This window comes from Acinetobacter sp. RIT698, from assembly GCF_009668065.1.
In the GTDB taxonomy this organism is placed as follows: Bacteria; Pseudomonadota; Gammaproteobacteria; order Pseudomonadales; family Moraxellaceae; genus Acinetobacter; species Acinetobacter guillouiae.
Window position 1 is genome coordinate 1 of record NZ_WJYH01000049.1, and the last position, 25,936, is coordinate 25,936.

Genomic DNA, 25,936 nt, shown 5'->3' on the forward strand with positions numbered 1-25,936 from the left:
TTGCTCTTCCTCGTTTATGTCGAACACGAGTTAAACAACTCAGCATCGACAATCGTCTAAAAAACTAGACACCTAATACTTGAAAAGCAGACTAATAAGCCTGCTTTTGAGAAACTGGTGTAGAATAATCTACCAAATTGTATCTGGAGCTCTTATCGAGATTTGAACTCGAGACCTCTCCCTTACCAAGGGAGTGCTCTACCACTGAGCTATAAGAGCATCATCTTCGATGGAGCGGGAGACGAGGGTCGAACTCGCGACATGTAGCTTGGAAGGCTACCGCTCTACCAACTGAGCTACTCCCGCTTAATGTTGGTAATTACCACTTATCGAAGTAATGGTGGTGAGAGAAGGATTCGAACCTTCGAAACTTTCGTGGCAGAGTTACAGTCTGCTCCCTTTGACCGCTCGGGAATCTCACCTTTACACTTACTTTCAGTGTTGTTCTTCAACATTATAACACAAAACCTTAAGATGGTGCCGGCACACGGATTCGAACTGTGGACCTACTGATTACAAGTCAGTTGCTCTACCAACTGAGCTATGCCGGCGTTTCTTAGTGTTTCGTACGTTTCGTATCGGAACGGTGTGCAGTTTAGCAAAACTCAGAATCCTTGCAAGTGTTTTTTGCAAAAAAAACCTCAAAAACTCATAAAATCAATCCGTTTGACGATAATTCAACCGCTTTGATCACTGCGCGAGCTTTTATTTGGGTTTCATTCCACTCTGATTCAGGATTTGAGTCGACAACCAAGCCTGCGCCAGCCTGTACATAGACCTTATTTTCACGAATAACACAGGTTCTGATCGCAATCGACATGTCCATTTCGCCATGCCAGCCCAAATAACCCACTGCACCACCAAAAATTCCACGTTTTACCGGCTCAACTTCGTCAATAATTTCCATTGCACGAATCTTTGGGGCACCTGAAAGCGTGCCTGCTGGAAAAGTTGCCTTAAAAACATCCAAAGCATCGACATCATCCAACACTTCACCTTGTACATTGGAAACAATATGCATGACATGTGAATAACGTTCGATCACCATTTGATCAGTCACTTGCACTTTACCGATTTTCGAGACACGCCCCACATCATTACGGCCTAAATCAATCAGCATTAAATGTTCCGCAATCTCTTTTTCATCAGAAAGCAAATCTTTTTCAAGCGCCAAATCTTCTTCTTTGGTTTTTCCTCGTGGACGTGTACCTGCAAGCGGACGTACAGTCGCGATCCCATTTTCGAGTCGAGAAAGAATTTCCGGTGAAGAACCTACGATATGAAACGGCTTTTGATCTAAAAGGGTCTGCCCTTGCACCAAAAATAAATATGGTGATGGATTGAGATGTCGTAATGCGCGATAAACCTGTAAAGGCTCACCATCAAAATCCGACACCATACGATGCCCAGGAACAACCTGCATCACATCACCAGCACGGATATATTCTTTAACTTTCTCAATTGACTCAAGGAATTTGTCATGCCCAGTCAGTGACTCAAAATGCGGAGCGGTATGTTTTTTAGCAACCAAGCTGATTGGCATAGCCAATAATGCCTCAATCTCATCCAGCTGTTGCTGAGCCTTGGCATAAGCCTCTGTATCATTAACATCTGCATGCACGATTAAAAACAAAGTATCTTTTAAGTTATCAAACACAATGACGGTTTTAGACAACATCATCCATAAGTCAGGCAGTCCAACGGGATCCGCCTCAGGCACATTCTTTAACCGTGGCTCAATATAACGTACTGCATCATAACCAAAGTAGCCCACCAAGCCGCCAGTAAAATTAGGTAGTGCGGGTAAATCCTGTTGGGTGGGTACTTTAAACTGTGCTTGAAAATCACGAATATATTGAAATGGATCTGCGCATGGCTGGGTATCTATCGAACCATCTGCCGATTTTATCGTGAGCTGTCCTGCATTACAGGAAAACACGATCGATTCACCTAATCCAATAATTGAATATCTTGCCCAGTTTTCGCCACCTTCGACAGATTCAAAAAGATAAGCTTGTTGATGCTGTTTTAAACGTGCAAATACAGACAATGGTGTATCTGTATCGGCTAAACGTTGGCGATATACAGGGATAAGGTTATAACCCGCTGATTTTAGTTGTTCAAATTGCGCTAAGGTTGTCATCAGGAATTCTCTCTATTTTCGATAATACTAAGTATGGATGTCTCTGCATTTCACTTAGTGACGCCATCGAAAAGTGCGTTTGCTATTCATTCCTCTTCCCTTTTTTCGCAACAATTGAAATATACAGGTGTTAAGCCAAAAGCTCTGTTAAATCATCCACCACTTGTTGTGGCTGACAGAGTTGAATATCTTCACCGTGATTATAACCATAGCTGACCACAATACAATCAACCTCTGCACGGCGTGCAGCCTCAACATCATTACTTGAATCGCCAATCATCAAGGTTTTATCAGTTGATGACTGATAAGTTTCAACACAATACAACAATGGTTTTGGATGCGGTTTACGTACTTCAAAACGGTCACCACCAATTACATCGACAAAATAGTGATCCATTTGCAATTCTTCTAGGATTTTTCGAGCGGGCTGTTCTGGTTTATTGGTCACACAAATCAATTTCTTATTGTTTTCAATTCCCCATTCTAAAAATTCTAAAATTCCAGAGAATGGTTTGGTATCAACACAAGGCTCTGCATTGTAAATTTCCAAGAATGTATCCAAAAGCTGTTGATGCAGTACAGGATCCACCTCACCCTTTAAATACTTCAATGTACTTTCACAAAATAATGAGGTGCCTTTACCAATCCAAACCCGAACCTGTTGTTCAGTGACTTGGGGTAAGTTCAAACGCGCTAGACTTAAATTCATGGCACGATATAAATCAAATGCTGAATCAACCAAGGTCCCATCCAAATCAAATAAAATCAGTTCGCGTTGGTCTAGCTTTGCCACATTCATGATTTACACCTAAATCGAGTTTTAATTTTTAAAAACGAAAATACAAAAAACAAAGGCATGCGATTGCATGCCTTGAGTGTAGCGCATTCGCAAATTATTTAAACAATAGCCATGCAATAATTGCCAAAATGATCAAAATCACCAGTGTTGCCAAACCTAACTTTGCATTTTTCTGGGTTTCGACATGTTCTTCTGCAACAAGTTCAGGTGCTTTGACCTGCTCTACTTTTGGCTGTGTAGCCGCATGAATATCCACACCTTCTGGAATTGGCGCAGGTTTAGGGATTGCTACACCAGACGGCATACCTTCACGGTTGATTTGAACACTGCTATCACGTTCTGAAAGCTCAGGCATGCCCTGTTCATTCATCTGATCTGCCACTGTACGTTCTACTGGGGCAGCTGGTTTAATTTCAGCAGTCGCCACAGCCTCTGCAGGTTGTTGAACCGGCGTTTCTACTGAAGCTACAACGGGTTGAACTTCAACCTCAGGCGCTGCCTGTTCAGTTTGCAGAACAACAGGTTTTACCGGTGCAAGTACATTAAATTTAACACTGGCAAATTGAACAATATCACCATCCATCAACAGTTTATCTTGATCGATACGGATATCATTCACAAAAGTACCATTGGATGACTTTAGATCTTGAACCCAAAGTGCATCTTCTTTTAATAAGAATGCAGCATGGCGACGTGAAATTTCCGCAGCTTGTAATAACAGGTCTGCATCTTGATGGCGTCCAACCAGCATATCACGGTCAATCGTGACTTCCTGCCCTTCTAACTCACCTGTAATTGCTTGTAATTTCCAAGTCATGATTATCTTCCCATTCTAATTCAAGTCTATCTTAGCATGACATTTCTACAGTGCTAAATCAGCGTAAAACCAAGCTTTATGTTGTCCACGCCACAACAGAACACACCACAATACTTTAACAAGCTATTTTAAATATCAAATAAAGCATGCGATTAGAAGCACTTGTTACGCGAAGCCCACAATGCTACTGCTTACGGATATCATTTGGTTCCTCTGCAACGGGTGTAGTCACTGCATTGCCTTGTACTGCACTTGTCTTGGCACCTGTAGGCACTTTTTGATACTGACTTGATGGTTGTGCTGTCGGTTGTGGTTGTACCAACTTAGGCTGCGAACTTGGCGTGGAGCTAAACGGCAGTCGTTGCTGAAAAACATCATCAACATTGGCTGGGAGTTTGGCAAAGTTACCATCTTTATCCATCGCCAATTGCAGACTATACAGTTGATCATAACGTTGTTGAGATACACGGCGTATATCTGCATTATCACCAATTATCGTTGGGTGGATAAACACCAATAAGTTACGTTTAGCATTCGATTTGCCTTCCGCTCTAAATAAACGGCCTAAGCCCGGGATATCACCCAAGAATGGTATAGATTGGCGTGTATGAGCTGTATCATCTGAAATCAAGCCGCCTAACACCACGGTTTGACCATGATCTGCAAGCACAGAGGTCTTGATAGAACGTTTACTGGTGACCAAATCCGTTGCCTGCCCTTTATTTTCAGCAACTGCAGAGACTTCTTGTTCTACCTCTAAACGAATCGAACCGCCCTCACCAATATGCGGAATTACCTTTAAGGTCACCCCCACATCCTTACGTTCAATTGAGGTATATGGATTGACGGTGCCACCTGTCCCAGTACTGACTGAACCTGTAACAAATGGAACGTTTTGCCCAACGACAATATACGCTTCTTCATTATCCATCGTGACAATCGATGGTGTAGATAATAAATTTGACTTGGTATTGGCTTTTAAAGCCTGAATCACTGCACCATATAGTCTACGTGAACCGTCTGCACCTTCTTTATAATCTCCTAAGACAAGAGAAGCACCTGGACCAACAGCACCACCTAAACCAGCTGCACCACCTGATAGATAGCCTGCTGCCAATTTAGCTAAACTTGTACCCACTTTATCAAAGTTAATTAAACCTACACCACTGCTTAGATCACCCATTGCCCATTGCACACCGAGTTGATCAGTATCATTACCCTCAACCTCAATAATCGTCGCTTCAATCAATACTTGTTGACGACGTACATCGAGCTGTTGGATGGCAGCCTCTATTTCGCGCATCAGTTGTGGCTCAGCTTTAACTACCAACGCATTTTGAGCACCATCTGCAATAATGCTCACACCATTGGCATTAAAACTGGTGATATTATTTTGATTATTGTTATTTGAGTTGCTGTTTAAATTAATTGCTGGTGTTGAAATACTACTTCCAGTACTTGAGCCGGTATTCGATGATGAATTGTTATTATTGTTAAAACTGTTGCTGTTGTTAGAACTGCTATTTGAAGAATTATTTGAGCTTGAATTGACAGCCTGACCTGTGACTAAGCCTTGTAAAATTTCAGATAAATTCTTTGCACTGGCATATTTTAATTTAAAGACTTTAAGACCACCTAAACGATCCGCAGATGGTACATCCAACATTTCAATCATATTGCGGATACGTTTACGCGTACCTGTATCCCCTTTAATCAAAATACGATTGGTCCGTGCATCAGCAATAATACGAACCCGTGCCCCAGCAAAGTCTTTCGATGCACCTGTCGAACTCATGGCATCCAATTGCTTAATGATCTCTTCAGCTTGACTCTGTTGTAAAGGAACAGCTTCAATATCATTTTGCCCTGTACCATCCAAGTTACGAATAATGGTTTCAAGTTGATAAATATTTGCTGCACGATCAGAAACGATTAACGCATTGGTGCCTTGTATGGCCGCCAAATGCGCAAATTGTGGCATTAATGGACGTAGTGCCGGAATCAAATCATTGGGATTGGTATTTTCCAACCAGATCACCCGTGTTACAACCTGATCACCACGTGCATTATTGCGCGGGTCATAAGGTACACCCGAGTTTTTCACATTACTGTCTGGTACCAAGCGAATGGTATTCCCCGATGGAATAGCCACCACGCCATTGACATTCAACACCCCTAAAAATAGGTCATAAACTTCATTTTTATTTAGAGGTTTATTTGAAATAACCGTGACATTGCCACGTACACGAGGATCGACCGCAAAATTTTTGCCCGTAATATCTGCAACTTCGTTGATAAAAGCCGTGAGATCAGCATCGCGTAAGTTAATTTTCCACGTCTGTGCATGTGCTGCTGTACTGACCGCAACCATCATTGGTGCTGCTGCAACTAAAGCCCAAAGTGGTCGATTGTGATTCAAAAAAGCCATAACTTATTATCTATCCTAATTTTATTTGTAGTCCTAGCCACTTACAAACTTTGCTGAATGGTCATCACCTGATCACCACGCTTAATTTCAATTTTTACTTTGCCATCACGCTTTGCTTGTTCTAGCAGCTGAACATCACTCTGTCCTTGACCTACTGATTGTCCATTGAGTGAAAGAATACGATCTCCAGATCTTAGTCCCAGTTTATTTCGGAGCGCTGCGGGGGTCTGATCCGTCACTTCATAGCCTTGACCGCCACTTGCGTTAACCCCCATGTTCTTTAGGTATTCGTCCCGATTTTCATTCATCCTCTCAATCGCCTGCCCTAAAGCATTTTGGCTTGAATTTTGTTGTGGCGATGGCACAGGATTACTTACTGGCGGGCTGGTATTTTGATCTGTAGATTGCCCTGGCATAGGCTGATACAAACTATCCAGCCCGGTAAAACGTAACTCTTTACTGTTATTTCCATTTTGACTTAAAACAATATGATCCCAATATACTTCGGATAACTGATAACTGGTACCCTCAATTGGATCACCCACCGCATAACGATCCGCTGTTTCTTTAACTTTAATCACCGCTGAAGAAAAACGCGCAGGATAACTCACGACTACACCTTGCAAAACCATCGGAATACTGTCATCTGCAGTCGCACTAGAACCCACTTCCTCAAACAACGAAAAGCTTGAAATATTGGGCACTTGGATTTGTTGTGAGCCTAGATTCACTTGCTCTGGTTGCATGACTTGTGGCGGTGCAACCACCCACCAAAAAATCGAAGCCAGTTTCCAGCACAATGCTAAAATTAAAAGAAATAAAACAACAGGCGCAAGGTGCTCTGTTTTTTTCCAAGAAATATTTTCAAAACGTTCTTTTATATTCATTAGAAACCACCTTGAATGAGTGGTTGTCTAGAACTAATCACAAAAGTATCTAAACCAGCCTTTCCATCATAGGAAGGCACATTGAGTAACATGCGTTGGGTTAATTGCACATCTAACATCATGGTTGGATCTAAGCTGATATTGGCCATCTTCTGGCTACGTTGATCTTGTATATCCAAAATCAGTTTACCCGCCTCATCTTTAAGTTGAGCATTTAAAGACGGGATATTTATTTGGTCTTGACGCTGTCCAAAAGTATAACCAAGCTCACCACCACCCCAATGCAATTGACCATCTACATCACTAAATCCAGTGTCTTTTTTAAAACGTAGGGTCATATCTGAAATTTGAATTGCATTCGCTGGCCATTGCCAATTTGCAATATTCTTTAAGGTTTCTGGTGCAATCTGACCTTGCATCTGATTAATAATTATTTTTTTACCAATACCATAGCCGACAACCCCATTTAGCTGAGTTTGCCCACTATGCACTTCAACATTTGCACCCACACGTAATAAAATCAGATCCCACGGGCGTGTTCTCCACGAAACGGAACCACGTAAATTACCCTTGCGCCAATCTGCTTGCCCTTGCCAAATATTTCCACTGACATTTTGTAAGGTTTGATTGTTCTTATAAAATTTAGAAATCAGCCATGTTGCAGGGACTTGCAAAAGTACAAAAATTAAAAAAGCGACAACTCCAGTAATCCACCACGTGATCTGTTTTGATTTTTTATTCATTCATCTTTACCATCATTCATTTATTCTTCCATGCAAGATGATGCCCTCTTGTTTATACATTATGCATAATTTTTGCATAACGCCAATTCACTCGTATAAAAAAACCAAGCAGATTTGCTTGGTTCTTTGATTTTAAGGTCTTTGAATGACACTTAGATGAAGATTAGATCAAGAAATCTTCTAATTTTGCACCTTTTTCGATTTCTGCAACCAACCAACGTGGTTGTTTACCGCGTCCAGTCCAAGTTTCAGAAGTATCTTTTTTATTGCGGTAACGCGGCTCAACAGCTTTACGCGTTGTCTTTTTACGCTTTTGCACGCCGTATTCAATAAACTGTTCTAAAGTTAAACCAGCAGCTTGGGCAATTTCAATAATTTTATTATAGGCATCTTCAACTGCTTGGTCTTTTTTACTTTCAATTAAAGCTTCTGCTTCAGCTGTTAACTTTCTTAACTCTTCAACCGATAAATTACTAATATCAGGCATCATTAACTCTCCACGTAAATTTCTTAATACTTATTTAAAATAACTTCATAGCAATAGTATTTTCATTTATTCCAATAAGCAATACATATATTCCCCAATAAACACATAAAACAACAAAAAGATTATTATAATTACCTCAAAGCGCTTATTTTTAACATCAAAATAAAGCGAATGCAAAAGAATATGCTGTCTTATGTTTTAAATATAATGATGATAACTGAGGCATTTTTATGTATTTGCCAAATCATTATGCACTGTAGCTTCTAAATCAATTATAACTTTTCGCAACTGTTGAGGAATTAATGCTTTTTTCATCGCTACTTTATCGACAAAAACAATAACTGCTTCTCCGTCCGCCACAATCTGCTGTTGATGCTGACTGAATAATACATAATGCATGCGTATAGCACTATTTCTCATTTCTTCTACCCGCGCACCAATATGTAGCACATCTGGGTAAAATACAGGTTTTAAATATTTGCATTGACTTGAGGCAACCACAGTTAAAACATCTTGGTCAAATACATTTAAACGATCAAAATATTCAATACGTGCACTCTCAATATAACGATAATACATCACATTATTTACATGACCAAAAGCGTCCATATCGCCCCATGCAACCTTTTGCTCATAAACGATCGGGAATTGTGTCAGTGGGTTCATGCTAGGTTCTCAAATTTTAAATTGAATATAATTGCTATCTTTTTCAAAAATTGAATTCAATTGTTGAATTAATTCATCATTTCCATTTAAAGTGGACTTGATTCTTAAATAATTCATTAGAATATCATTTGGATATAATGACAGAAGTTGATCTGCTTCATATTCCCGCTGTGTTGCAATATATATATGCCATTTAGCAAAGCAAAAAACAGGAATGTTCATATATTTAGATTCAAGATTTATAATCTGTTGCTCTAAATACTCATAATCTGGATTCTGTCTAAGCAACTGTTGCTGGAACCACAAGTGGAATACATCTTGGTCAAATTTTTCATTAAGTATTTGAATCACCAGTTGCTGCTGTTGCTGAGCAAGTTCAGGTAAGCGGGTAATAATTTTTAGCCAAAGCACTTTTGTCTCATAAGGCATTTGATCGAGTTGCGGCTCTATCTCTAAAAATTTTTGCTGTAATAGTTCAGTATCTTCAAAACTTGCTTGGTCATAACAACCTAAAAGCTGTATTAACCACTGCTGTTTAGTCGCCGTTTCTAATTGTCCAAATTGAGTCGAGTGTAAATATTGCCAAGGATATTGTAGGGCGAATTGTCCCCATAATTTTTGCACGGACAATTTATAACTTTCTGAAAGTTGATTCAGCCACGGCGAAAGCTCATGTCCATTTAAAAACTCTAAATGGGTGAGGGCTTGCTGACTGTCTTGTTGGGCCAAATAAATTTCGATACGTAAGATTTCCGCCAATTCAAAAGCGGATGGGGAGCTGTGTTCTAAAGCATTTAATGCTTCTGAGTAATGCAATTGTTTGAGTAATAAACGGGATTGCACAATCGGCTTTAATAAACCAGATTGATCAAAAATCGTTTGAATCACCTGCTCTTGTTCATCTTCACCATCTAATAACCACAACACACCAAACTGTTCAAATGGGTGCAACGTGTTAAAACTCAGTACTTGTTCTAATTTTCTTTTTTCTCGGCGAATATAACGATTGAGGAAATACCATGCCACATGCATCAAAAAACTGATGCCAACGCCAGCAAATGTTAACAACCATAAATTGGTTTGAACTTGAATATTGTGCCAGAGCACATAGACATAACCTGACCCTGCGGTATAACTCAATACACTCAGTACAGCCAGAATAATCAGGCTAATAAAGGCATAGATCAGAAAAATATGTTTCATCGATCTACCCCAAAACAGCCAAGCTATTCAGCTTAGGAATCGGCGGCTGCGATGTTTGCTTCATTTTTAATATTTTTTGCTTAATCTTCTGACTAGCAGCATCGGGTAATATATCCAATTGTTGAATCATTTGATTCAGCATCTCTTGGTATTCAGCAGTTTGTCCTTTAACTAATAATTGTTGTGCCAGTAATAATCTTAATTGGACTTCTTTTAAAATAAATTTACGGTTTGCCAATGCAGGAGTATTTGTTTCAACAATATCGACTTGAAACCATTTTTCCCAAAAGTATTGCGACTGATCTTGATCTGGTTTCAGTTGATTATTTTTCAATTCAGTGATGAGTGCTTGATCAACTTGTTTAAGTAAAGCCTCTAGTTGATCTCGCTGGGCATTTCGTTCAATCACAAAGTGTTGAATACTCTGAATATCTTGTGCAATGGTTTGATGTAGGCTTTGTTTTACTGCATCTGCCAACGCATACTGATCTAAAGATTGATTTAACTGAGTAAGATGCTCAAGTGCATACACAAACTGTTGTTGTTGCATAGCAAATTGCACCAACTCTAGTTGCTGTTTAACCACTACACTAGGATGAATACCAGCAATAGGCGTTTGAATCGAAGCGGTTTTCTTTGCCACCTCTTGAGTCGGTTCATCTGTTTGTCGTTTTACTGCCACCAATTGATCATTCAAACTGGCATTCTTTTGTTCACTTTTATGCAGCGTTTGTTGAATATCATTGAGTTGTTGTGAAACATGATAGAAGTTATAACTCAACTTAACGAGCCATCCTAAAGCGATCAACAATAAGACATAAATAAACTTCTTCATAACTTCCTTTGCAACTGCACTATGGTTTGTAGAATGGTTTCTGGCGCTAAATTTGAAATTTGAGTGCTATTCAAACAGACCTGAGCTGCATTTTTACCATGTCTTAATAATTGATACAAACGCTCACCCAAAACTAAATAATGACAAGCACTCACGATCTCTTGATGATCTCGGGTCAAAGCCAGCCAATTGTGCCAACTGGCTTCACTGCTGATACAACTCCAATAGGGCTTTTCAAATTGCTCAATTTTGTTCACAAAATCTAAAAATTGTGCCTGAGTTTGTTGAGGAAATGCGCGGTCATATAAAACAAAGTTTAAAACATCAATATGACGCGCTTGGCATTGTTGCATCATAAATTGACGCCCACCTTCACCACGCCAAAACGCAATTCTCTTGAGCTCTTTTACCTGATTAAACAGCGGCAAGCTTAGCATGCCTTCGGATGTTTCCACCGCAGGAACATGGCTTTCCACCCCATAATCTAAGAGTCGTTGCGCAGTTTTTTTCCCTACAGCAATCCACTGAATATGCTGTATCTGCATAAGTGATAGACCCGATTGCTGAAGATATTGCATACCAATCTGAACAGCTGTAGGACTGACCACAACAATAATTTGAGTCGATAACAGCTGTAAATAAAGTTGTTGTAATGTGTTGTTATATGGACGTGGTGTTAATGCCAATAATGGCAGATCAACCACGTCAAAACCTGACTGGCGCAGACATTCGGTTAACGGCTGAGCCCGATCGATGGGACGCGTATTAATAAATAGCATTGAAGCCTAAAAACTAAGCTTGATAAAGTGCTTTGAGTATTTCTCCAGCACCTTGTTGAAGTAGCTTTTGTGCAAGTTGCACACCTAACTGCTCTGCTTGATCTGGCGTACCACTGACTTGGCTAGATAACAGGGTTTGTCCATCCGCACTCCCTACACGCCCTTCCAAAGACAATGTTTGATCCTTCAATGTGGCAAAACCAGCGATAGGCACTTGGCAGCCACCTTCTAGATAAGCATTAAAAGCACGTTCAGCACGGACACAGGCATTGGTTTCAACATGCATTAAAGGCATGATTAAATCCAAAATCTCTTGATCAGCTGAGCGGCACTCTAAACCCAATGCACCTTGGCCTACCGCAGGTAAGCTAATTTCTGCTGGTAGCGTATGACGAATACGATATGAGAGTTCTAAGCGTTTTAAGCCTGCACTGGCAAGGATGATGGCATCATATTGACCTGCATCTAGCTTGGATAAGCGTGTTCCAACATTGCCACGTAAATCAATCACATTTAAATCAGGGCGCTGTTTTAAAATCTGACATTTACGGCGTAAGCTCGATGTGCCAAGTGTTGCGCCTTGTGGTAAATCATCAAACTTTGCATAATGGTTAGAAACAAAAGCATCAAAAGGGTCTTCACGCTCACAAATGACCGCAAGCTCCAAACCTTCTGGTAATTGCATTGGCACATCTTTCATGGAATGAACGGCTAGATCTGCACGACCATCCATTAGAGCAGCTTCTAATTCTTTGACAAATAAGCCTTTACCACCAATTTTGGCCAAAGGTGTATCTAAAATTTTGTCACCTTGGGTTACAAAGGTAACCAATTCTACTTTTACATGCGCGTGTAATTGCTCTAAACGATCACGAATATGCTCAGCCTGCCACATTGCGAGCGGGCTCTGGCGAGTTGCTATTTTCAAGGTTTTCATCATTTCAGCTTTGCCAAACTTTAAACACTCTAAACTTACTCTGCAATCGTAAAAATGCAAGTAAATTATCAAAATGATTTAAGCTTCCCATCAAACTATAAATTCTGCATCCGTTCGCGCAGTAACGGTAAGTGACGACGACTGACTGCCAAACGCTCGTCTAATTCGCGGCATCGTACCTGATACTGCCCAGAGGACACCATTTCCAACCCATCTAAATAATCTAGAGAAATTAAAGCATTACGATGAATACGAATAAATCGATCTGCGAACTCTGTTTCTAAATCTTTGAGCGTTTCATCAATAAGCACACTGCCATTTTTATGGCGTACAGTGACATATTTTTGATCTGCTAAAAAATAGTAAATATTTTCAACAGGAATTAGCTCCAAACCTCGATAGGTTTTTGCAGCAATTTGCTGTCTTTGCACTTTTTCTTCCATGAGTTCTTTTTTTTCTAGGTGAGTTAATTGAGCTTGAGTCAGTTTAGTGACACTCTCCAAAACCGTTTCCAAATCATCCTTGGCAATTGGTTTTAATAAATATCCTTTTGCTTGAGATTGAATGGCTTGCAAAGCATGTTCATCAAATGCCGTACAAAATACGATGGCTGGCGTCGGATTAAAATGTGCTAAATGCTGCGCACAGCTTAAACCATCCATTTCTGGCATTTGAATATCAAGCAACACCACATCTGGCTCGAACTGCTGAACCATTTCCAATGCCTGTTGACCATGTTGCGCTGTTGCAATAACCTGATGCCCAAGTTGCGACACCAATCGTGATAAGCGTTCCACTGCAAGCGGTTCATCATCACAAATCAGGATGTCCATTGCTCCTCCTTACCCAAATATATCGTCTTTATTTTAATGAATTTCCCAATCATCTATTTTTATACTGATATTGGATTACCATTGTAAATAATCCATTCCCTGCATAATTCCGAAAATAAACAGAATCGCCAAAATGTGCTTTTAGACGCTGTTTTACATTTTCTAAAGCAATTCCATGCCCTTCTCGTACTTTTATTCTATCTTGTAAAAATGGGTTGGTAATGACTATGTTGACTTGATTTTGCAATATTTCAACCAGTATGCCGATCTTGGCGTCGATAATCTTTTGCTCAACCCCATGAAAAATACTGTTTTCAATTAAAGGTTGTAAGGTTAATAAGGGAATTTTGACCTGATCTAATAACAGCGGTTGTTGAATATTCCATTCCACATTTAAACGATCTCCCAAACGAATTTGCTCTATTGCAATATATTGTTGAGATAACTGTATTTCTTCTTTTAAGGTCACGAGCTTTAATTCTTGAAAACTGGCTCTAAACAATTTGGATAAATCTATCAGCATTTGTTCAGCTTTATCAGGATCAATCGCAATTAAACTCACCACGCTATTTAAACTATTAAATAAAAAATGTGGATGAATACGTGCTTGCATGGCCTGAATACGCGCATTTAATTCACTGTTTTGCTGCAATACTGCTTGTTCACGGATATACAAGTAGCGTAAACAAAATGCGCCCAGTAATACCCCATAGCTGACATGCAAAATAAGATTATGCGAAATGTCTTGGATGGAAATATTTTGTAAAGAAAAATGCGTTCCCCAATAATGAATAATATTTAAAACCAGTGTTGTACACAGCACAATCGCCTGTAAAAGGATAAAACTGAATATTGAAATAGATAAATAGGTATATTGCGATAGCCTCTTTTCAAATACATCCTGAAAAGCGGCAAAGGCCAATAATATCCAATTAATATATAAAATATATTCTAAAACATGCCAAAGATTTAAATTGCCCCATGATTGTGCTTCGGCCAATGCCAATAAAAAAGCCAACACATTACTAGAGATAAATAGTTCGAATAAATACTTGCGATGCCCCATTTTGCTAAAAAAATAAGACTGATAAAAACCGCGCCCAGATTTTATTGATGAATGATTGCGCTTTACTTCGGCAAGTGAGGCTGAATTTGTTATACTGCGTTTAGTTCTACTGCTTTTTTTCCTACTGAGCCGATATGACCACATCTTCTAATTCCTCTAATCCGTCACAAGCCCAAACTTCAGGCATGTGGGGCGGTCGTTTCTCTGAAGCTACTGATGCCTTTGTTGCTGAATTTACTGCATCAGTTCAATTTGACCAACGCTTTTATAAACAAGATATTGCTGGCTCGATCGCACATGCGACTATGTTAGCAAAAGTTGGTGTCCTTACAGAACAAGAACGTGATGACATTATCAATGGTTTAAACACAATTAAAGCTGAAATTGAAGCAGGTCAATTTGAATGGCGCATTGATTTAGAAGATGTGCACATGAATATCGAATCTCGTTTAACTCAGCGTATCGGGATTGCAGGTAAAAAATTGCATACTGGTCGTAGCCGTAATGACCAAGTTGCCACAGACATCCGTTTATATGTACGTGACGAAATTGATGCGATTTTGACTTTACTGGAAAAATTACAAAAAGGCATCTTGGGCTTAGCAGCGAAGAATACTGACACCATCATGCCAGGCTTTACCCATTTACAGACTGCGCAACCTGTGACTTTTGGTCATCATTTGATGGCGTGGTTTGAAATGTTGGTGCGTGACTCTGAGCGTTTAATCGACTGCCGTAAACGTGTCAACCGTATGCCTTTAGGTTCTGCTGCGCTTGCTGGAACAACCTATCCTATCGATCGTGCTTATACTGCAGAATTGTTAAACTTTGAAGCCGTTGCTGAAAATTCTTTAGATGCAGTATCTGACCGTGACTTTGCGATTGAGTTCAATGCTGCTGCATCTTTAATCATGATGCATTTATCACGTATGTCAGAAGAAATGATTCTTTGGACTTCTGCACAATTTAAGTTTGTGAATATTCCTGACCGTTTCTGTACTGGCTCATCGATCATGCCACAAAAGAAAAACCCAGATGTTCCTGAACTAATTCGTGGTAAAACTGGCCGTGTCTATGGCGACTTAATGAGTCTGCTCACCCTCATGAAGGGTCAACCTTTGGCCTATAACAAAGACAACCAAGAAGACAAAGAACCTTTGTTTGATGCGATTGATACAGTGCGTGGTTCATTGATGGCTTTTGCAGATATGATTCCTGCACTTGTACCAAATATTGAAATCATGCGTGAAGCGGCGCTACGTGGTTTCTCTACCGCAACAGACTTGGCTGATTACCTTGTCAAAAATGGCGTTGCTTTCCGTGATGCACATGAAATCGTAGGTAAAGCCGTGGCTTTAGGTGTGCAAGAATCGAAAGATCTTTCTGAGTTAAGCCTTGAGCAATTACAACAATTCTCAGATTTAATTCAAGCAGATGTGTTTGAAAAAGCATTAACCCTTGAAGCATCTGTCAATGCACGTAATCATATTGGTGGTACTGCGCCTGCACAGGTTGCTGCTGCCATTGAACGCGCTTATATCCGTTTAGAAAAACTTTATGCATAAGGAGTTTTGATATGACTCGACAAGTATTTTGCCGTAAATATCAAAAAGAGTTAGAAGGTTTAGACTTTGCACCCTTTCCAGGTCCAAAGGGTCAAGTGTTATTTGACACAGTGTCTAAACAAGCTTGGCAAGAATGGTTAAAACACCAAACCACGTTAATCAATGAAAAACGTTTAAACGTGTTTGAACCAGATGCAAAAAAGTTTTTAGAAGAACAGCGTGAAAAATTTTTGGATAATGATCAATCATTGGAAATGGCGGAAGGCTTAAAGCCTGAGTAATGTCCACAGCCTCGCAAGGCAAAAATCCAAAAGTGATGTGCATCTTATGCACATCTAAAAAATCCCCGTCAGGGGATTTTTTTATTGCTTCATCGTACAAGATGACGCGATCACATGAGCTTATAAATTTAATCTTATATATATTTACTTTTCCCACGTATAAAAAAAGGAGTCTTGGAGACTCCTATAAAACTTAAAACACGGCAGTGGGTACATGCTGTGCAATCAATATACATCGATGGCATGACTTAATATTGACCAAAGATACCGAAAACGCTGACCAATCACGACAAATTCAAACTTTCACACTACGCATCCAGTTCATTTCACTAAAGTTTTAAACAGTTCAGTAGATGTAATAAAATTCACGAAATCCAATTAGGCCACAGAATCGTTGAGCTTTTGCGTATTTTCCTCAACCAATAGCGGTTTTTTCTCTACCCATTTGGCTGGGAAATATTTTTCTATGCTGGATGATAACCAGTTTGCGATTGGCTGAGGCAATTTCACACCTAAAGGATTCTGCTCTTGCAGATCCGCAGAAGAAATCACCCGTGTTCCCATCAGATAATCAAACCAAGGCTTAGTGACACACCAATTGGCATCTTGGTTTGAGTTCATGTGGTGATCATAATGCCAAGGAATTTTCTTCATCGCCCAGTCTGGCTCTAAATGTGCACGGCGATGGATATAATAATAATTACACGCACTATAAAGCGATGCAGCAACCATTCCTTTCGAAATCGGGTAGAAAATCAAACTTGCCGCACCAGCAACCACCGCCAAAGAAACGATTTCATTTTTGGTCCGCCAATTTGAAATCCCTTCTACATAGCCATCATCATGAAAATCTTGTTTACGCACTTCACGATGGTGTTCCCAATGCGATTTCATACTGCGTGGCACTGGACTGAAACGTGGTTTCCCTGGGCGATGTTGACCATGTAAAATATAGTTATGCGCAACCCATTCAAAACCATTTGCGACGACCAATCCGACTAAAAAACCTTTTAACATAATCAATCCCTCTTGCTTATTGTGAATATAAAACATGCTGGGAAATAGGTATTGACATCAAAAAGTATTTTCATTGACAAATTACGACAAATTAAAATAGTATAATGTTTAAACTACAGCTGACGTAGATCACACAATAACAAGATGTGTAAATGATGCAATTAAAGGACTATGCGGGCTCGATATATGGCGGGCTTGGGCAATTACTCTATACTTTTAGTGAAGCTAAAGGTCTAAACATCTCATCCAAACTACAACAGATTCAAAATGTTGAACGCTTTGACTATACCGTTTGGCGTGAAATCTTGGATGACATTCAATCACAAGTACAAAGCCCAGCTTTGGGTCTAGACATCTCTAAATATGTACAACCCAAACATATTGGTATCATTGCCTATATTGCACAATCTTGTGACACGCTTGGAGAGGCTCTCACCCGCTACCATGATTTTCATCGATTGATTTATGATGGAAGCCCGCTGAAAGTTGAATATTATGATGAACAGCACATCTCGGTACGTTGGGAAAATCTACCCACCCATTTAACCACTCAAATTACTGATGAAATTGCGATGGCCGTGGTGATTCAGTTTTTAAGACAATTTATATCCGATGATATAACGCTGTATCAGGTTAATTTTATTCATCCTCAACCTAAAAACAGCATGCTGTATCAAGCATTCTTTAAGTGTCCTGTGCTCTTTCAGCAAGAAAAAGTCGAACTGATCTTTCCCATCAGCGCACTTGCGATTTCCTTTAAACGCAGTGATCAAACCCTGCAAAAACTACTGATGCAACAAGCACAGGCCTTGCTTGAAAGCTTACCCAATGCCACCCAGTTAGATGAGCGCTTACAACAAAGTATTTTATTGGGATTACAAAAAAACAATTATCAAATCGAAGCGATTGCCAAACAACTGAATATGTCGATACGCCAGTTACAACGTCATCTACAAAGTCAGAACACCACTTATCAACAACGTGTTCAAGATGTCCGCCAATTATTGGCCTTTCAATATCTGCAAGATCCTCATTTAGGTCTGCATGAAATTGCCCTGCTTCTCAGTTACTCAGAACAAAGTGCTTTCCAACGTGCTTTTAAACAATGGACAGGCTTAACACCGCAACAATGGCGTCTTCAGCATCGAGAGTTTAAGTAATTGTGTATTAAATTTATAGATAAAAACAGCATGTTTCACCATTCTCACCACTCATTTGTTTAGCATTAAATAGCTGTAAAATATAATTTTTTAAAATAAAATCAGAACATTAGCCGATATTGATATGAATATTTTTTATTTGTGATTTTATTTTCATATTTTTAGACTATTATCTTTATACAGAAAATAAAAGTTGTATCCACCCCACGGTTATCAACTATCTAAAAATAGTCATATAACCCCATTCCGTTCAAAAAAATAATTTAGGAATCAATATGAATAAATATCTAGCAGAATTTATCGGAACCTTTTGGCTGGTGTTTGGAGGATGTGGTAGCGCAATATTTGCCGCTGCTTTTCCAGAACTGGGCATCGGTTTTGCTGGTGTTGCACTGGCATTCGGTTTAACCGTACTCACAGGCGCTTTTGCTTTAGGGCATATCTCAGGTGGGCATTTTAACCCTGCGGTCAGTGTGGGTTTATGGGTAGGTGGTCGTTTTAATGCCAAAGACTTAGCGCCTTATATTATCGCTCAAGTCATCGGTGGTATTTTGGCCGCATTTGTTTTGTATTTAATCGTACAAGGTCAGGCGGGATTCACAGGAACTGGTGGATTCGCCAGCAATGGTTTTGGTGATTTATCCCCTGGAAAATATTCTTTAGTCTCAGCATTGTTAATTGAAATCGTATTAACTGCCTTTTTCTTAATTATTATTCTCGGTTCAACAGATAAACGTGCACCTGCTGGCTTTGCCCCGATTGCCATCGGTTTAGCACTTACTTTGATTCACTTAATTAGTATCCCCGTCACCAATACTTCAGTCAATCCAGCTCGAAGTACTGCTGTGGCTTTATTTGCTGAAACAGCAGCATTGAGTCAATTATGGTTATTCTGGGTGGCACCAATTGTCGGTGCAATCATTGGGGCATTGATTTATAAGGTTGTGGGTAATGAGCCTCAATCCTAAATAGATTTTCAATGTAAAAAAACCTGCTTCGGCAGGTTTTTTTATACATATAAACTAATGAATTAGAACATAACTAATTCAAAAATGGCTTAAAAATAAATATGGTCTTTTAAAGAAATGGATTCTCTATTTCGCCTTCGCTTTGACGCGCAAGCTGTTCTGGTAGATCACTTTGCTTCTCTAAACTTGCTACAACTTCATTGAGATAGCTTTGTAAAAGCTTAGCCGCTTTTAAGCCAGCTTGATCTTTGGTGATCTGTAAATTGCCATAAATACTGACACAGTCAGTTTGATTTTCTAAGGTTAAATCATGAATTGAATGTGATTCGGTGCCATTCTCAAACGGTTTAAACATTTTTAATTTTCTCAATTTTTTTCGATCTTATTCACAGTATAAATAGATTCTCAAAAGATACTGCACCATCAGCGCTGAATTATTTCAAAATTTGTAAAATATATTGCAACAATGCTTCAACCAATTGTTTCACCAAGGCATCTTTGGTTTCAGGATCGACTTTTGGTAATTGCATATCCGATGTAGCGGTTGACCTACTTTTTGGTTGGAACTGCTTTTGCAGTGCGGTGATTTTATCCTGACTGACCTCTTCTGCACATTGGCTTTCCGCATCCCAATGCGAGTACTCAATTTCTTTATTAACCTTGACCTGTTTTGCGTTCAAAGGCAATTTATAGGTATTACGCTTTTGTTCTTCAGTCAGTTGTGGAAATAAATTCATCCCCAACTGTTCTTCTAAATAGCATACGCTGACCACTTTAACCTGAAGTGAATCATTATTTGGCGCATAGTACGCACCAATGATCCCGTGTTTAGGCAAGTAAATCGCTTTATAGATCGCGGTCGGAACAATCACACCCTTTCCAATGGTTTTTAGTTTTTTCCCAGAAAAAACTGGGCCAGTGACCACATAAACATCTTTCTTTTGCTTGGTGACAATTGCACGAGTTGCTTCTTCTAACTCACGCCAAACTTGTTGGTTATTTTTAGCAGCTTGCGGCACCATATTGGCCAAAGAAAAGCTGTCGAACTGTGATTCCTTATTGGGCATATCGGCATTGGGTGACATATGACCACGGTCATAGCCTGAACCACGATAATCCGATAATAATGCACGATGTGTAGCGCTCACTCGTGGCTCTTCATGAAAATTATCTTCACGCTTAATCTTTTGACTTAAGCGCTGTGGAGATAAATATTCTGCTGTCCATAACGGTGTTTTTGAAACACCCGAATACATTACATTAAACCCGTTAAAACATAAGGGATAACTGTTTTTCTTTAAACTTTCTTTGATTAAAACAGGTGGTTGCTCTCGATAGAACTGATTTAAACACGCAGAGTTATTGGCACTACTTTGGGTAAACGGCAGTAACTGAAAAATTTTTTCTTGGCCAAACGCAATCGCAAAACTTCCAGTAGCAACAACACCTAACACCATTTTAACTACTGAATTTTTCAACAAAGGCTTCCTAAACAAGGTTAAATAAACAATCCACTCAAAACCGATACAAATTAAGTTTTTGAATTTAAATAGCTTAACAAGTCAATAAACTGAAAGATATTGTGTCGATCTTCAACCGAGTAAAGCTTCTACGATTTGTGCTTAACTAAACAACATTCCATGTAACAATTTATTGTTTATTTCACAAAAAATGCTAGAAAATCAAATATCTTACAGATGCTTTATTGCACTTGAGAAGATGATTATGTCATGTTGCGCAGTGTTGTTCGACAGCCTTGCGACACAGTTTGTCGTATAGGATCGTTTTATGCGGATATCTCGTGATTTACTGGGGAGAATTGAATGATGGAACCATTCAAACTAAGCATTCTAAAGGGTTTGATACTATCTCAGTGCAATATCAGCCTAACTACTTTTGTAGGACCAAGAATATAGAGAATAAGGATTCTTATTTTCAGGATTTAGAGAAAGATCCTCACTAGAGATGAAGTGAATCAATGTAATACATCAACCCATAAAACCCATGGGCAAAAAAAAGCCAGAATGACTTCTGGCTTTTGATTGATATGAATTTAGATTTCGATCTGGCTGCCCATTTCCACCACACGGTTTGGCGGGATTTGATAGAAATCACTCACTGGACTGGTATTACGTTGCATCGAAATAAACAGTTTTTCACGCCATGGTGCCATTCCATCACCCACGGTATGAATCAAACGATCACGTGAGATGAAGAAACTGATATGCATCATGTCAAATTCAACTTCGAGTTGCTTATAAGCCAATTCTAGTGCATTTGGAATATCAGGTTGATCCTTAAAGCCATAGTAAACAAAAACACGTTGGAAGCGCTTATCTAACACTTCAACACGAATTCTTTCTTGGTCTGGCACATAAGGAACATCACGGGTAATCACCGTCACCATAATATTGCGTTCATGCAGGACTTTATTGTGCTTAATATTGTGCAACATCGCATGAGGAACAATATTTGGATTACCGGTTAAGAATACCGCTTGACCGGGTACAAACTGAGTTTCATCACTCAAACTGACACTTTTAATAAACAGATCCAACGGCAAGGCATCTTTTTCCAAACGGTTAAAGACAATTTCTCGCCCGGTTTTCCACGTCATCAGAATAGTAAACACGATTGCACCGATCAGGATCGGAACCCATCCGCCTGAAATAATTTTTAATGAAGTTGACCCAATAAAAATACTATCAATCACTAAAAATGGGATGGCGAACAATGCCACTTTCCACTTTGGCCAACGCCAAAAACCATATGCCAAGATTGAAATCAAAATCGTATCGCATAGCATGGTCATGGTGACCGCTACACCATAGGCATTGGCAAGATTGGCACTGTTTTGGAAAATCACAATCAATAAAAGAATCGAGACGTAGAGTATCCAGTTGATAAAGGGCAAATAAATCTGACCTTGTTCCACATCAGAAGTGTGATGCACTGTTAATCTTGGCAAATAGCGTAATTGAATGGCTTGGTTTGCCATTGAAAACACACCTGTAATCACCGCTTGTGAGGCAATCACCGCTGCCGCTGTGGCTAAGGCAATCATGGGGTATAAGCCCCACTCAGGTACAAGCAAATAGAATGGGTTTTCAATCGCACTTGGATTACGTAGTAATAATGCACCTTGCCCTGCATAATTTAATAACAGACAAGGCAAAACAATGATAAACCAGCCTAAACGAATCGGCAGCCGTCCAAAATGCCCCATATCTGCATAGAGTGCTTCACCACCCGTCACCGTCAAAATCACCGCACCCATGGTTAAAAACGCCACAAAGGGTTGATGAAAAATAAAGTTCAGCGCCCAATGTGGACTGAGCATGCTTAATACATAGGGGGTTTGGCTAATACTATGAATACCGATTAAACCGATAGAGGCAAACCAGGTTAAAGTGATTGGGCCAAAAAACTTACCCATGGTTCCCGTACCATGTCTTTGTACCAGAAACAGTGCGGTAAGAATCCCGATTGCCAAAGGCATCAGCCATTTGTTAAACATGGGTGTGGCAATACTCAGCCCTTCAATCGCTGAAAGTACTGAAATTGCTGGGGTAATAATGCCATCACCAAAAAACAGTGATGCACCAATAAATCCCAAAGCAATTAAATAGATTTTGCGATTATCTGCGATACGATTAGAGCGTAAGTTCAGTGCCAGCAAGGACATGATACCACCCTCACCATTGTTATCTGCTCGCATGATAATGGTGACATATTTAAAGCTAATGGTGAGCATCATGCACCAGAAAATCAGTGACAAGATTCCAAGCACGGTCGCTTCGGTGATGGCAATGTGTGCAGTCAGAAAACATTGGCGTAGGGCGTACAAGGGACTGGTTCCGATGTCTCCAAATACCACCCCTAATGCTGCGAGTGTGATCGCAGGTAACGCGGCTTTTTTTGCAGTACTTTGCATAGATTCGTCTTCAAAAATTTAGACACTATTTTTGCGCAATCATATCACTGTGAAATTTTTTTTGCTCTAAATCAATTGTTGCTTGGCAGAAATCTTTTTTTTGGTTATTATCCCACGCCTTGGTGAAGTGTCCGAGTGGCTTAAGGAGCACGCCTGGAAAGTGTGTATACGTTTATAGCGTATCGAGGGTTCGAATCCCTCTTTCACCGCCAGAATTGAAAAAACTACATGCCGATGCAGTGGGGAAAGGCTTAGATCTTAAGGGTTTAGGCCTTTTTTGTGTCTGAAAAATTGTATTTTAATATATGCAGTTTTTGTAGAAGTACTACATTGCTTATATATTCACGTTTTATAAATAAAAATCTAATAAAATCTATATCATAGCTGTTTAAAATTCTAGATTTTTATTTATACTCCATTATTCACTCTACCCCTGATAAAAAGAAATGATAAATGATGTTTCAAACTAAAAATTATTATCATGTTGAGTATTTAGGTGAGGCCGGCATTACACACACCTGCTTGCTGGCCCTTTGTAATCTCATACAAACTCATTCTGATCTCTCTTATGCATTACTTCTTACCAATGATCAATCGCATGCCTTGATCCTTAAAGATCAATCTGAAAGTTATTACATTATCCGTTCAGGCTTTACATCTGGTTATCCTGGCGAAGGTCCAAAAGGATTAGCGACAGCTCTAACCATATTAAATAAACATGAAATTGAAACCGAAGAAACTCTAATTACATCAAAAATGATGAAGAAGCTGAATAACTCATTACTAAGTGATGAGGATATTGATTTAATTTTTAAGCAGAAAATTATTCGTCCTATACAATTGCACGACTATATCTATCCTTTTAGAAATAAAGTTTCATCAACTTCTAGCCTAAAACGTTATTATCCTCTCGAGCTTCCCTATTCAATCATTGATGACAGAATTTTTGATTTAGCTTTGCTCTTTAAAAACGATCCAGATTCAGCGCTGTTAAAAGCATATAAACGCTTAGAAGATATTGTAAGAACAAGAACAGGACTAAGTGAACACAGCAGTAAATTGTTCTCTCAAACTTTTGCATCACCTAATGCCCCTCTTACTTGGGACTTACCAGATAAATCTGAAATTATCGGTCGTGCAAACTTATTTATTGGTGCATATCAGGCCTTTAGGAATGCACGGACACATAGAGAGAAGCCTGAAGAAAATTTAGTTCACCAATATCGTGAATTTTTATTGATCAATGAACTATATCTACTAGAAACAGAATCAAAAAATTTATAACTCAAATAAAGAAAAGGTCTTTAAGACCTTTTCTTTATTCTAATCAAGATAGTTCTTTACCATTACTTAAAATAAATGTTCGTAAAAGCTTCTCAACTTTCACATTGACTTTTAAAGTTGGGATTTTTACTCCTTCTTCTTGTTCAAAATACTGTTTAGCTTTTTCTTTATTAACATAATTCAACAGCTGCCCAAAGCGCCCAAATTCATCAATATTATTTTCATTCACATAGGCATTCATCAATTGTTTCAGTTTCACGTCACAATACCTAAAAGAATGAATAAAACATAAATGCCAATCGAGTACTGACTTATTTTTACTTATTATTATAAAGACTTAATGACTTATAAGTGAATATGATGAGTAGAGAGTGCTTTCGAGTAGGTGTAGTGGAACACTTGCAATATTATGTTTATCGCCTAATTGATCCTAGAGATGGGCAAACATTTTATGTTGGAAAAGGTAAAGGAAACCGTATCTTTAGTCATATTTATGACGAACAAATATCTAAAGAAGGTGATAGTTTATCAGATAAAATTCAACGTATCAGAGATATCAAGGCATCGGGGCTAGCAGTTCTTCATGTCATTCATCGCCATGCTTTGGATGAGAAAACTGCTTTTGAAGTTGAAGGGGCATTAATTGATGCCTATTTAGGATTGTCTAATATTCAAAATGGTTCAGGGAACAGTGAAAATGGAGTCATGCATGTTCATGAAATCAACCAGAAATATGCAGCTATTGAAGCTGTCTTTGAGCATAAAGTTTTATTAATCTCAATCAATAAAGGAATTAAGAATAGCTCAATCTATGATGCTGTTAGATTTGCATGGAGAGTGAATAAAGATAGAGCTGGAAAAGCAGACGTTATCCTTGCTGTTGCTCATGGAATTATTCGTGGTGCTTATATTAATGCTACTTGGTTGGAAGCTACTACTGATAATTTTCCAATGCATTTCGTTCAAGAAACTGATTTGAACAGATTTGGTTTTATAGCTGATGAAGCTTCTGACAATATTAAATCTCTATACATAGGCAAAAAAATTCCTAAAGAATTTGAAAGAAAAAAAGGAGATATCTCCCCTATTAAATATACTTACTAG

Annotated in this window: 25 protein-coding genes and 5 tRNA genes; 7 read left to right on the forward strand and 23 right to left on the reverse strand. The window is 39.1% G+C overall.

Translation table 11 applies throughout. From position 1 onward, the window contains the following. Window positions 1-144: 144 nt before the first annotated feature. The 18 genes from GJV03_RS17495 to GJV03_RS17580 all read right to left on the reverse strand — a co-directional run bounded on the left by GJV03_RS17495 (window position 145) and on the right by GJV03_RS17580 (window position 14,767). Window positions 145-219 (reverse strand) — tRNA-Thr (locus GJV03_RS17495). Between the two features lie 11 nt (window positions 220-230). After that, window positions 231-306 (reverse strand) — tRNA-Gly (locus GJV03_RS17500). 32 nt (window positions 307-338) lie between these two features. Next, window positions 339-422: transfer RNA gene (locus GJV03_RS17505), tRNA-Tyr, on the reverse strand. A 53-nt stretch (window positions 423-475) separates the two neighbouring features. Then, window positions 476-551 (reverse strand) — tRNA-Thr (locus GJV03_RS17510). 98 nt (window positions 552-649) lie between these two features. Further along, window positions 650-2,143 carry an anthranilate synthase component I gene (gene trpE / locus GJV03_RS17515; protein WP_105713860.1) on the reverse strand — a complete coding sequence of 498 codons (1,494 nt, stop codon included), beginning with the start codon at window positions 2,141-2,143 and terminating at the stop codon, window positions 650-652. Between the two features lie 130 nt (window positions 2,144-2,273). Beyond that, complete coding sequence (locus GJV03_RS17520; RefSeq protein ID WP_004718496.1) at window positions 2,274-2,942, reverse strand: HAD-IA family hydrolase; 669 nt, start codon at window positions 2,940-2,942, stop codon at window positions 2,274-2,276. A gap of 94 nt (window positions 2,943-3,036) precedes the next feature. Beyond that, window positions 3,037-3,759, reverse strand: a complete 723-nt coding sequence (locus tag GJV03_RS17525) for an FHA domain-containing protein (RefSeq protein WP_154130698.1) — start codon at window positions 3,757-3,759, stop codon at window positions 3,037-3,039. A gap of 184 nt (window positions 3,760-3,943) precedes the next feature. Next, window positions 3,944-6,187, reverse strand: a complete 2,244-nt coding sequence (gspD, locus tag GJV03_RS17530) for a type II secretion system secretin GspD (protein ID WP_154130699.1) — start codon at window positions 6,185-6,187, stop codon at window positions 3,944-3,946. Window positions 6,188-6,228: 41 nt separating this feature from the next. After that, a complete protein-coding gene (locus GJV03_RS17535; RefSeq protein ID WP_154130700.1) occupies window positions 6,229-7,074 on the reverse strand; it encodes a type II secretion system protein N in 846 nt (281 codons plus the stop codon). After that, entirely contained in the window at window positions 7,074-7,817 is a 744-nt protein-coding gene (gene gspN / locus GJV03_RS17540; RefSeq protein WP_154130701.1) for a type II secretion system protein N, read from the reverse strand. Before gspN ends, GJV03_RS17535 begins: the two co-directional genes overlap by 1 nt. A gap of 163 nt (window positions 7,818-7,980) precedes the next feature. Next, window positions 7,981-8,307 (reverse strand): H-NS histone family protein, encoded by a 327-nt coding sequence (locus GJV03_RS17545; protein WP_154130702.1) that lies wholly within the window; start codon window positions 8,305-8,307, stop codon window positions 7,981-7,983. A 225-nt stretch (window positions 8,308-8,532) separates the two neighbouring features. Beyond that, on the reverse strand, window positions 8,533-8,970 hold the full coding sequence (locus tag GJV03_RS17550; RefSeq protein ID WP_154130703.1) for a thioesterase family protein: 438 nt from the start codon (window positions 8,968-8,970) through the stop codon (window positions 8,533-8,535). 9 nt (window positions 8,971-8,979) lie between these two features. After that, complete coding sequence (locus tag GJV03_RS17555) at window positions 8,980-10,173, reverse strand: hypothetical protein (protein WP_004718509.1); 1,194 nt, start codon at window positions 10,171-10,173, stop codon at window positions 8,980-8,982. Between the two features lie 4 nt (window positions 10,174-10,177). Beyond that, window positions 10,178-11,008, reverse strand: coding sequence for a hypothetical protein (locus GJV03_RS17560; protein ID WP_004718512.1), 831 nt, complete (start codon window positions 11,006-11,008; stop codon window positions 10,178-10,180). Then, window positions 11,005-11,787 carry a uroporphyrinogen-III synthase gene (locus tag GJV03_RS17565; protein ID WP_154130704.1) on the reverse strand — a complete coding sequence of 261 codons (783 nt, stop codon included), beginning with the start codon at window positions 11,785-11,787 and terminating at the stop codon, window positions 11,005-11,007. Before GJV03_RS17565 ends, GJV03_RS17560 begins: the two co-directional genes overlap by 4 nt. 13 nt (window positions 11,788-11,800) lie before the next feature. Further along, entirely contained in the window at window positions 11,801-12,724 is a 924-nt protein-coding gene (gene hemC, locus GJV03_RS17570) for a hydroxymethylbilane synthase (RefSeq protein ID WP_154130713.1), read from the reverse strand. A 95-nt stretch (window positions 12,725-12,819) separates the two neighbouring features. Further along, entirely contained in the window at window positions 12,820-13,557 is a 738-nt protein-coding gene (locus GJV03_RS17575; RefSeq protein WP_004818489.1) for a LytTR family DNA-binding domain-containing protein, read from the reverse strand. A gap of 49 nt (window positions 13,558-13,606) precedes the next feature. Then, window positions 13,607-14,767: a histidine kinase gene (locus GJV03_RS17580; protein ID WP_034617632.1), complete on the reverse strand. Its 1,161-nt coding sequence runs from the start codon at window positions 14,765-14,767 to the stop codon at window positions 13,607-13,609. Here GJV03_RS17580 and argH point away from each other — a divergent pair. Together argH and GJV03_RS17590 are read left to right on the forward strand one after the other, a co-directional pair. Beyond that, window positions 14,758-16,188, forward strand: coding sequence for an argininosuccinate lyase (argH, locus tag GJV03_RS17585; protein ID WP_171287929.1), 1,431 nt, complete (start codon window positions 14,758-14,760; stop codon window positions 16,186-16,188). The two genes, GJV03_RS17580 and argH, sit on opposite strands and share 10 nt — an antisense overlap. 11 nt (window positions 16,189-16,199) lie before the next feature. Continuing rightward, window positions 16,200-16,469, forward strand: a complete 270-nt coding sequence (locus tag GJV03_RS17590) for an oxidative damage protection protein (RefSeq protein ID WP_004818487.1) — start codon at window positions 16,200-16,202, stop codon at window positions 16,467-16,469. A 378-nt stretch (window positions 16,470-16,847) separates the two neighbouring features. Here GJV03_RS17590 and GJV03_RS17595 read toward each other — a convergent pair whose 3' ends face one another. Continuing rightward, on the reverse strand, window positions 16,848-17,486 hold the full coding sequence (locus GJV03_RS17595; RefSeq protein ID WP_004718523.1) for a sterol desaturase family protein: 639 nt from the start codon (window positions 17,484-17,486) through the stop codon (window positions 16,848-16,850). A gap of 152 nt (window positions 17,487-17,638) precedes the next feature. On the opposite strand from GJV03_RS17595, the gene GJV03_RS17600 reads away from it, so the two are divergent. Further along, complete coding sequence (locus tag GJV03_RS17600; RefSeq protein WP_056517317.1) at window positions 17,639-18,646, forward strand: AraC family transcriptional regulator; 1,008 nt, start codon at window positions 17,639-17,641, stop codon at window positions 18,644-18,646. Window positions 18,647-18,921: 275 nt separating this feature from the next. Continuing rightward, the gene (gene aqpZ / locus GJV03_RS17605) at window positions 18,922-19,614 is read left to right on the forward strand and encodes an aquaporin Z (protein WP_105713870.1); all 693 of its coding nucleotides are present in this window, start codon (window positions 18,922-18,924) and stop codon (window positions 19,612-19,614) included. A 109-nt stretch (window positions 19,615-19,723) separates the two neighbouring features. Here the strand turns inward: aqpZ and GJV03_RS17610 are convergent, their stop codons facing one another. The 3 genes from GJV03_RS17610 to GJV03_RS17620 all read right to left on the reverse strand — a co-directional run bounded on the left by GJV03_RS17610 (window position 19,724) and on the right by GJV03_RS17620 (window position 23,548). Then, the gene (locus GJV03_RS17610) at window positions 19,724-19,969 is read right to left on the reverse strand and encodes a hypothetical protein (protein ID WP_004818484.1); all 246 of its coding nucleotides are present in this window, start codon (window positions 19,967-19,969) and stop codon (window positions 19,724-19,726) included. A gap of 79 nt (window positions 19,970-20,048) precedes the next feature. Then, window positions 20,049-21,071: a DNA/RNA non-specific endonuclease gene (locus GJV03_RS17615; RefSeq protein ID WP_252720737.1), complete on the reverse strand. Its 1,023-nt coding sequence runs from the start codon at window positions 21,069-21,071 to the stop codon at window positions 20,049-20,051. 596 nt (window positions 21,072-21,667) lie between these two features. After that, window positions 21,668-23,548 carry a potassium transporter Kup gene (locus tag GJV03_RS17620; RefSeq protein ID WP_004718533.1) on the reverse strand — a complete coding sequence of 627 codons (1,881 nt, stop codon included), beginning with the start codon at window positions 23,546-23,548 and terminating at the stop codon, window positions 21,668-21,670. A gap of 121 nt (window positions 23,549-23,669) precedes the next feature. Between GJV03_RS17620 and GJV03_RS17625 the strand changes: the two genes are divergently transcribed. Together GJV03_RS17625 and GJV03_RS17630 are read left to right on the forward strand one after the other, a co-directional pair. Next, window positions 23,670-23,760, forward strand: a tRNA-Ser gene (locus GJV03_RS17625). A 244-nt stretch (window positions 23,761-24,004) separates the two neighbouring features. Further along, a complete protein-coding gene (locus GJV03_RS17630) occupies window positions 24,005-24,832 on the forward strand; it encodes a TIGR02391 family protein (protein WP_105713872.1) in 828 nt (275 codons plus the stop codon). Window positions 24,833-24,875: 43 nt separating this feature from the next. Here GJV03_RS17630 and GJV03_RS17635 read toward each other — a convergent pair whose 3' ends face one another. Further along, window positions 24,876-25,091 (reverse strand): hypothetical protein, encoded by a 216-nt coding sequence (locus GJV03_RS17635; protein ID WP_004718536.1) that lies wholly within the window; start codon window positions 25,089-25,091, stop codon window positions 24,876-24,878. Window positions 25,092-25,189: 98 nt separating this feature from the next. Between GJV03_RS17635 and GJV03_RS17640 the strand changes: the two genes are divergently transcribed. Next, window positions 25,190-25,936 carry a hypothetical protein gene (locus tag GJV03_RS17640; RefSeq protein ID WP_004718539.1) on the forward strand — a complete coding sequence of 249 codons (747 nt, stop codon included), beginning with the start codon at window positions 25,190-25,192 and terminating at the stop codon, window positions 25,934-25,936.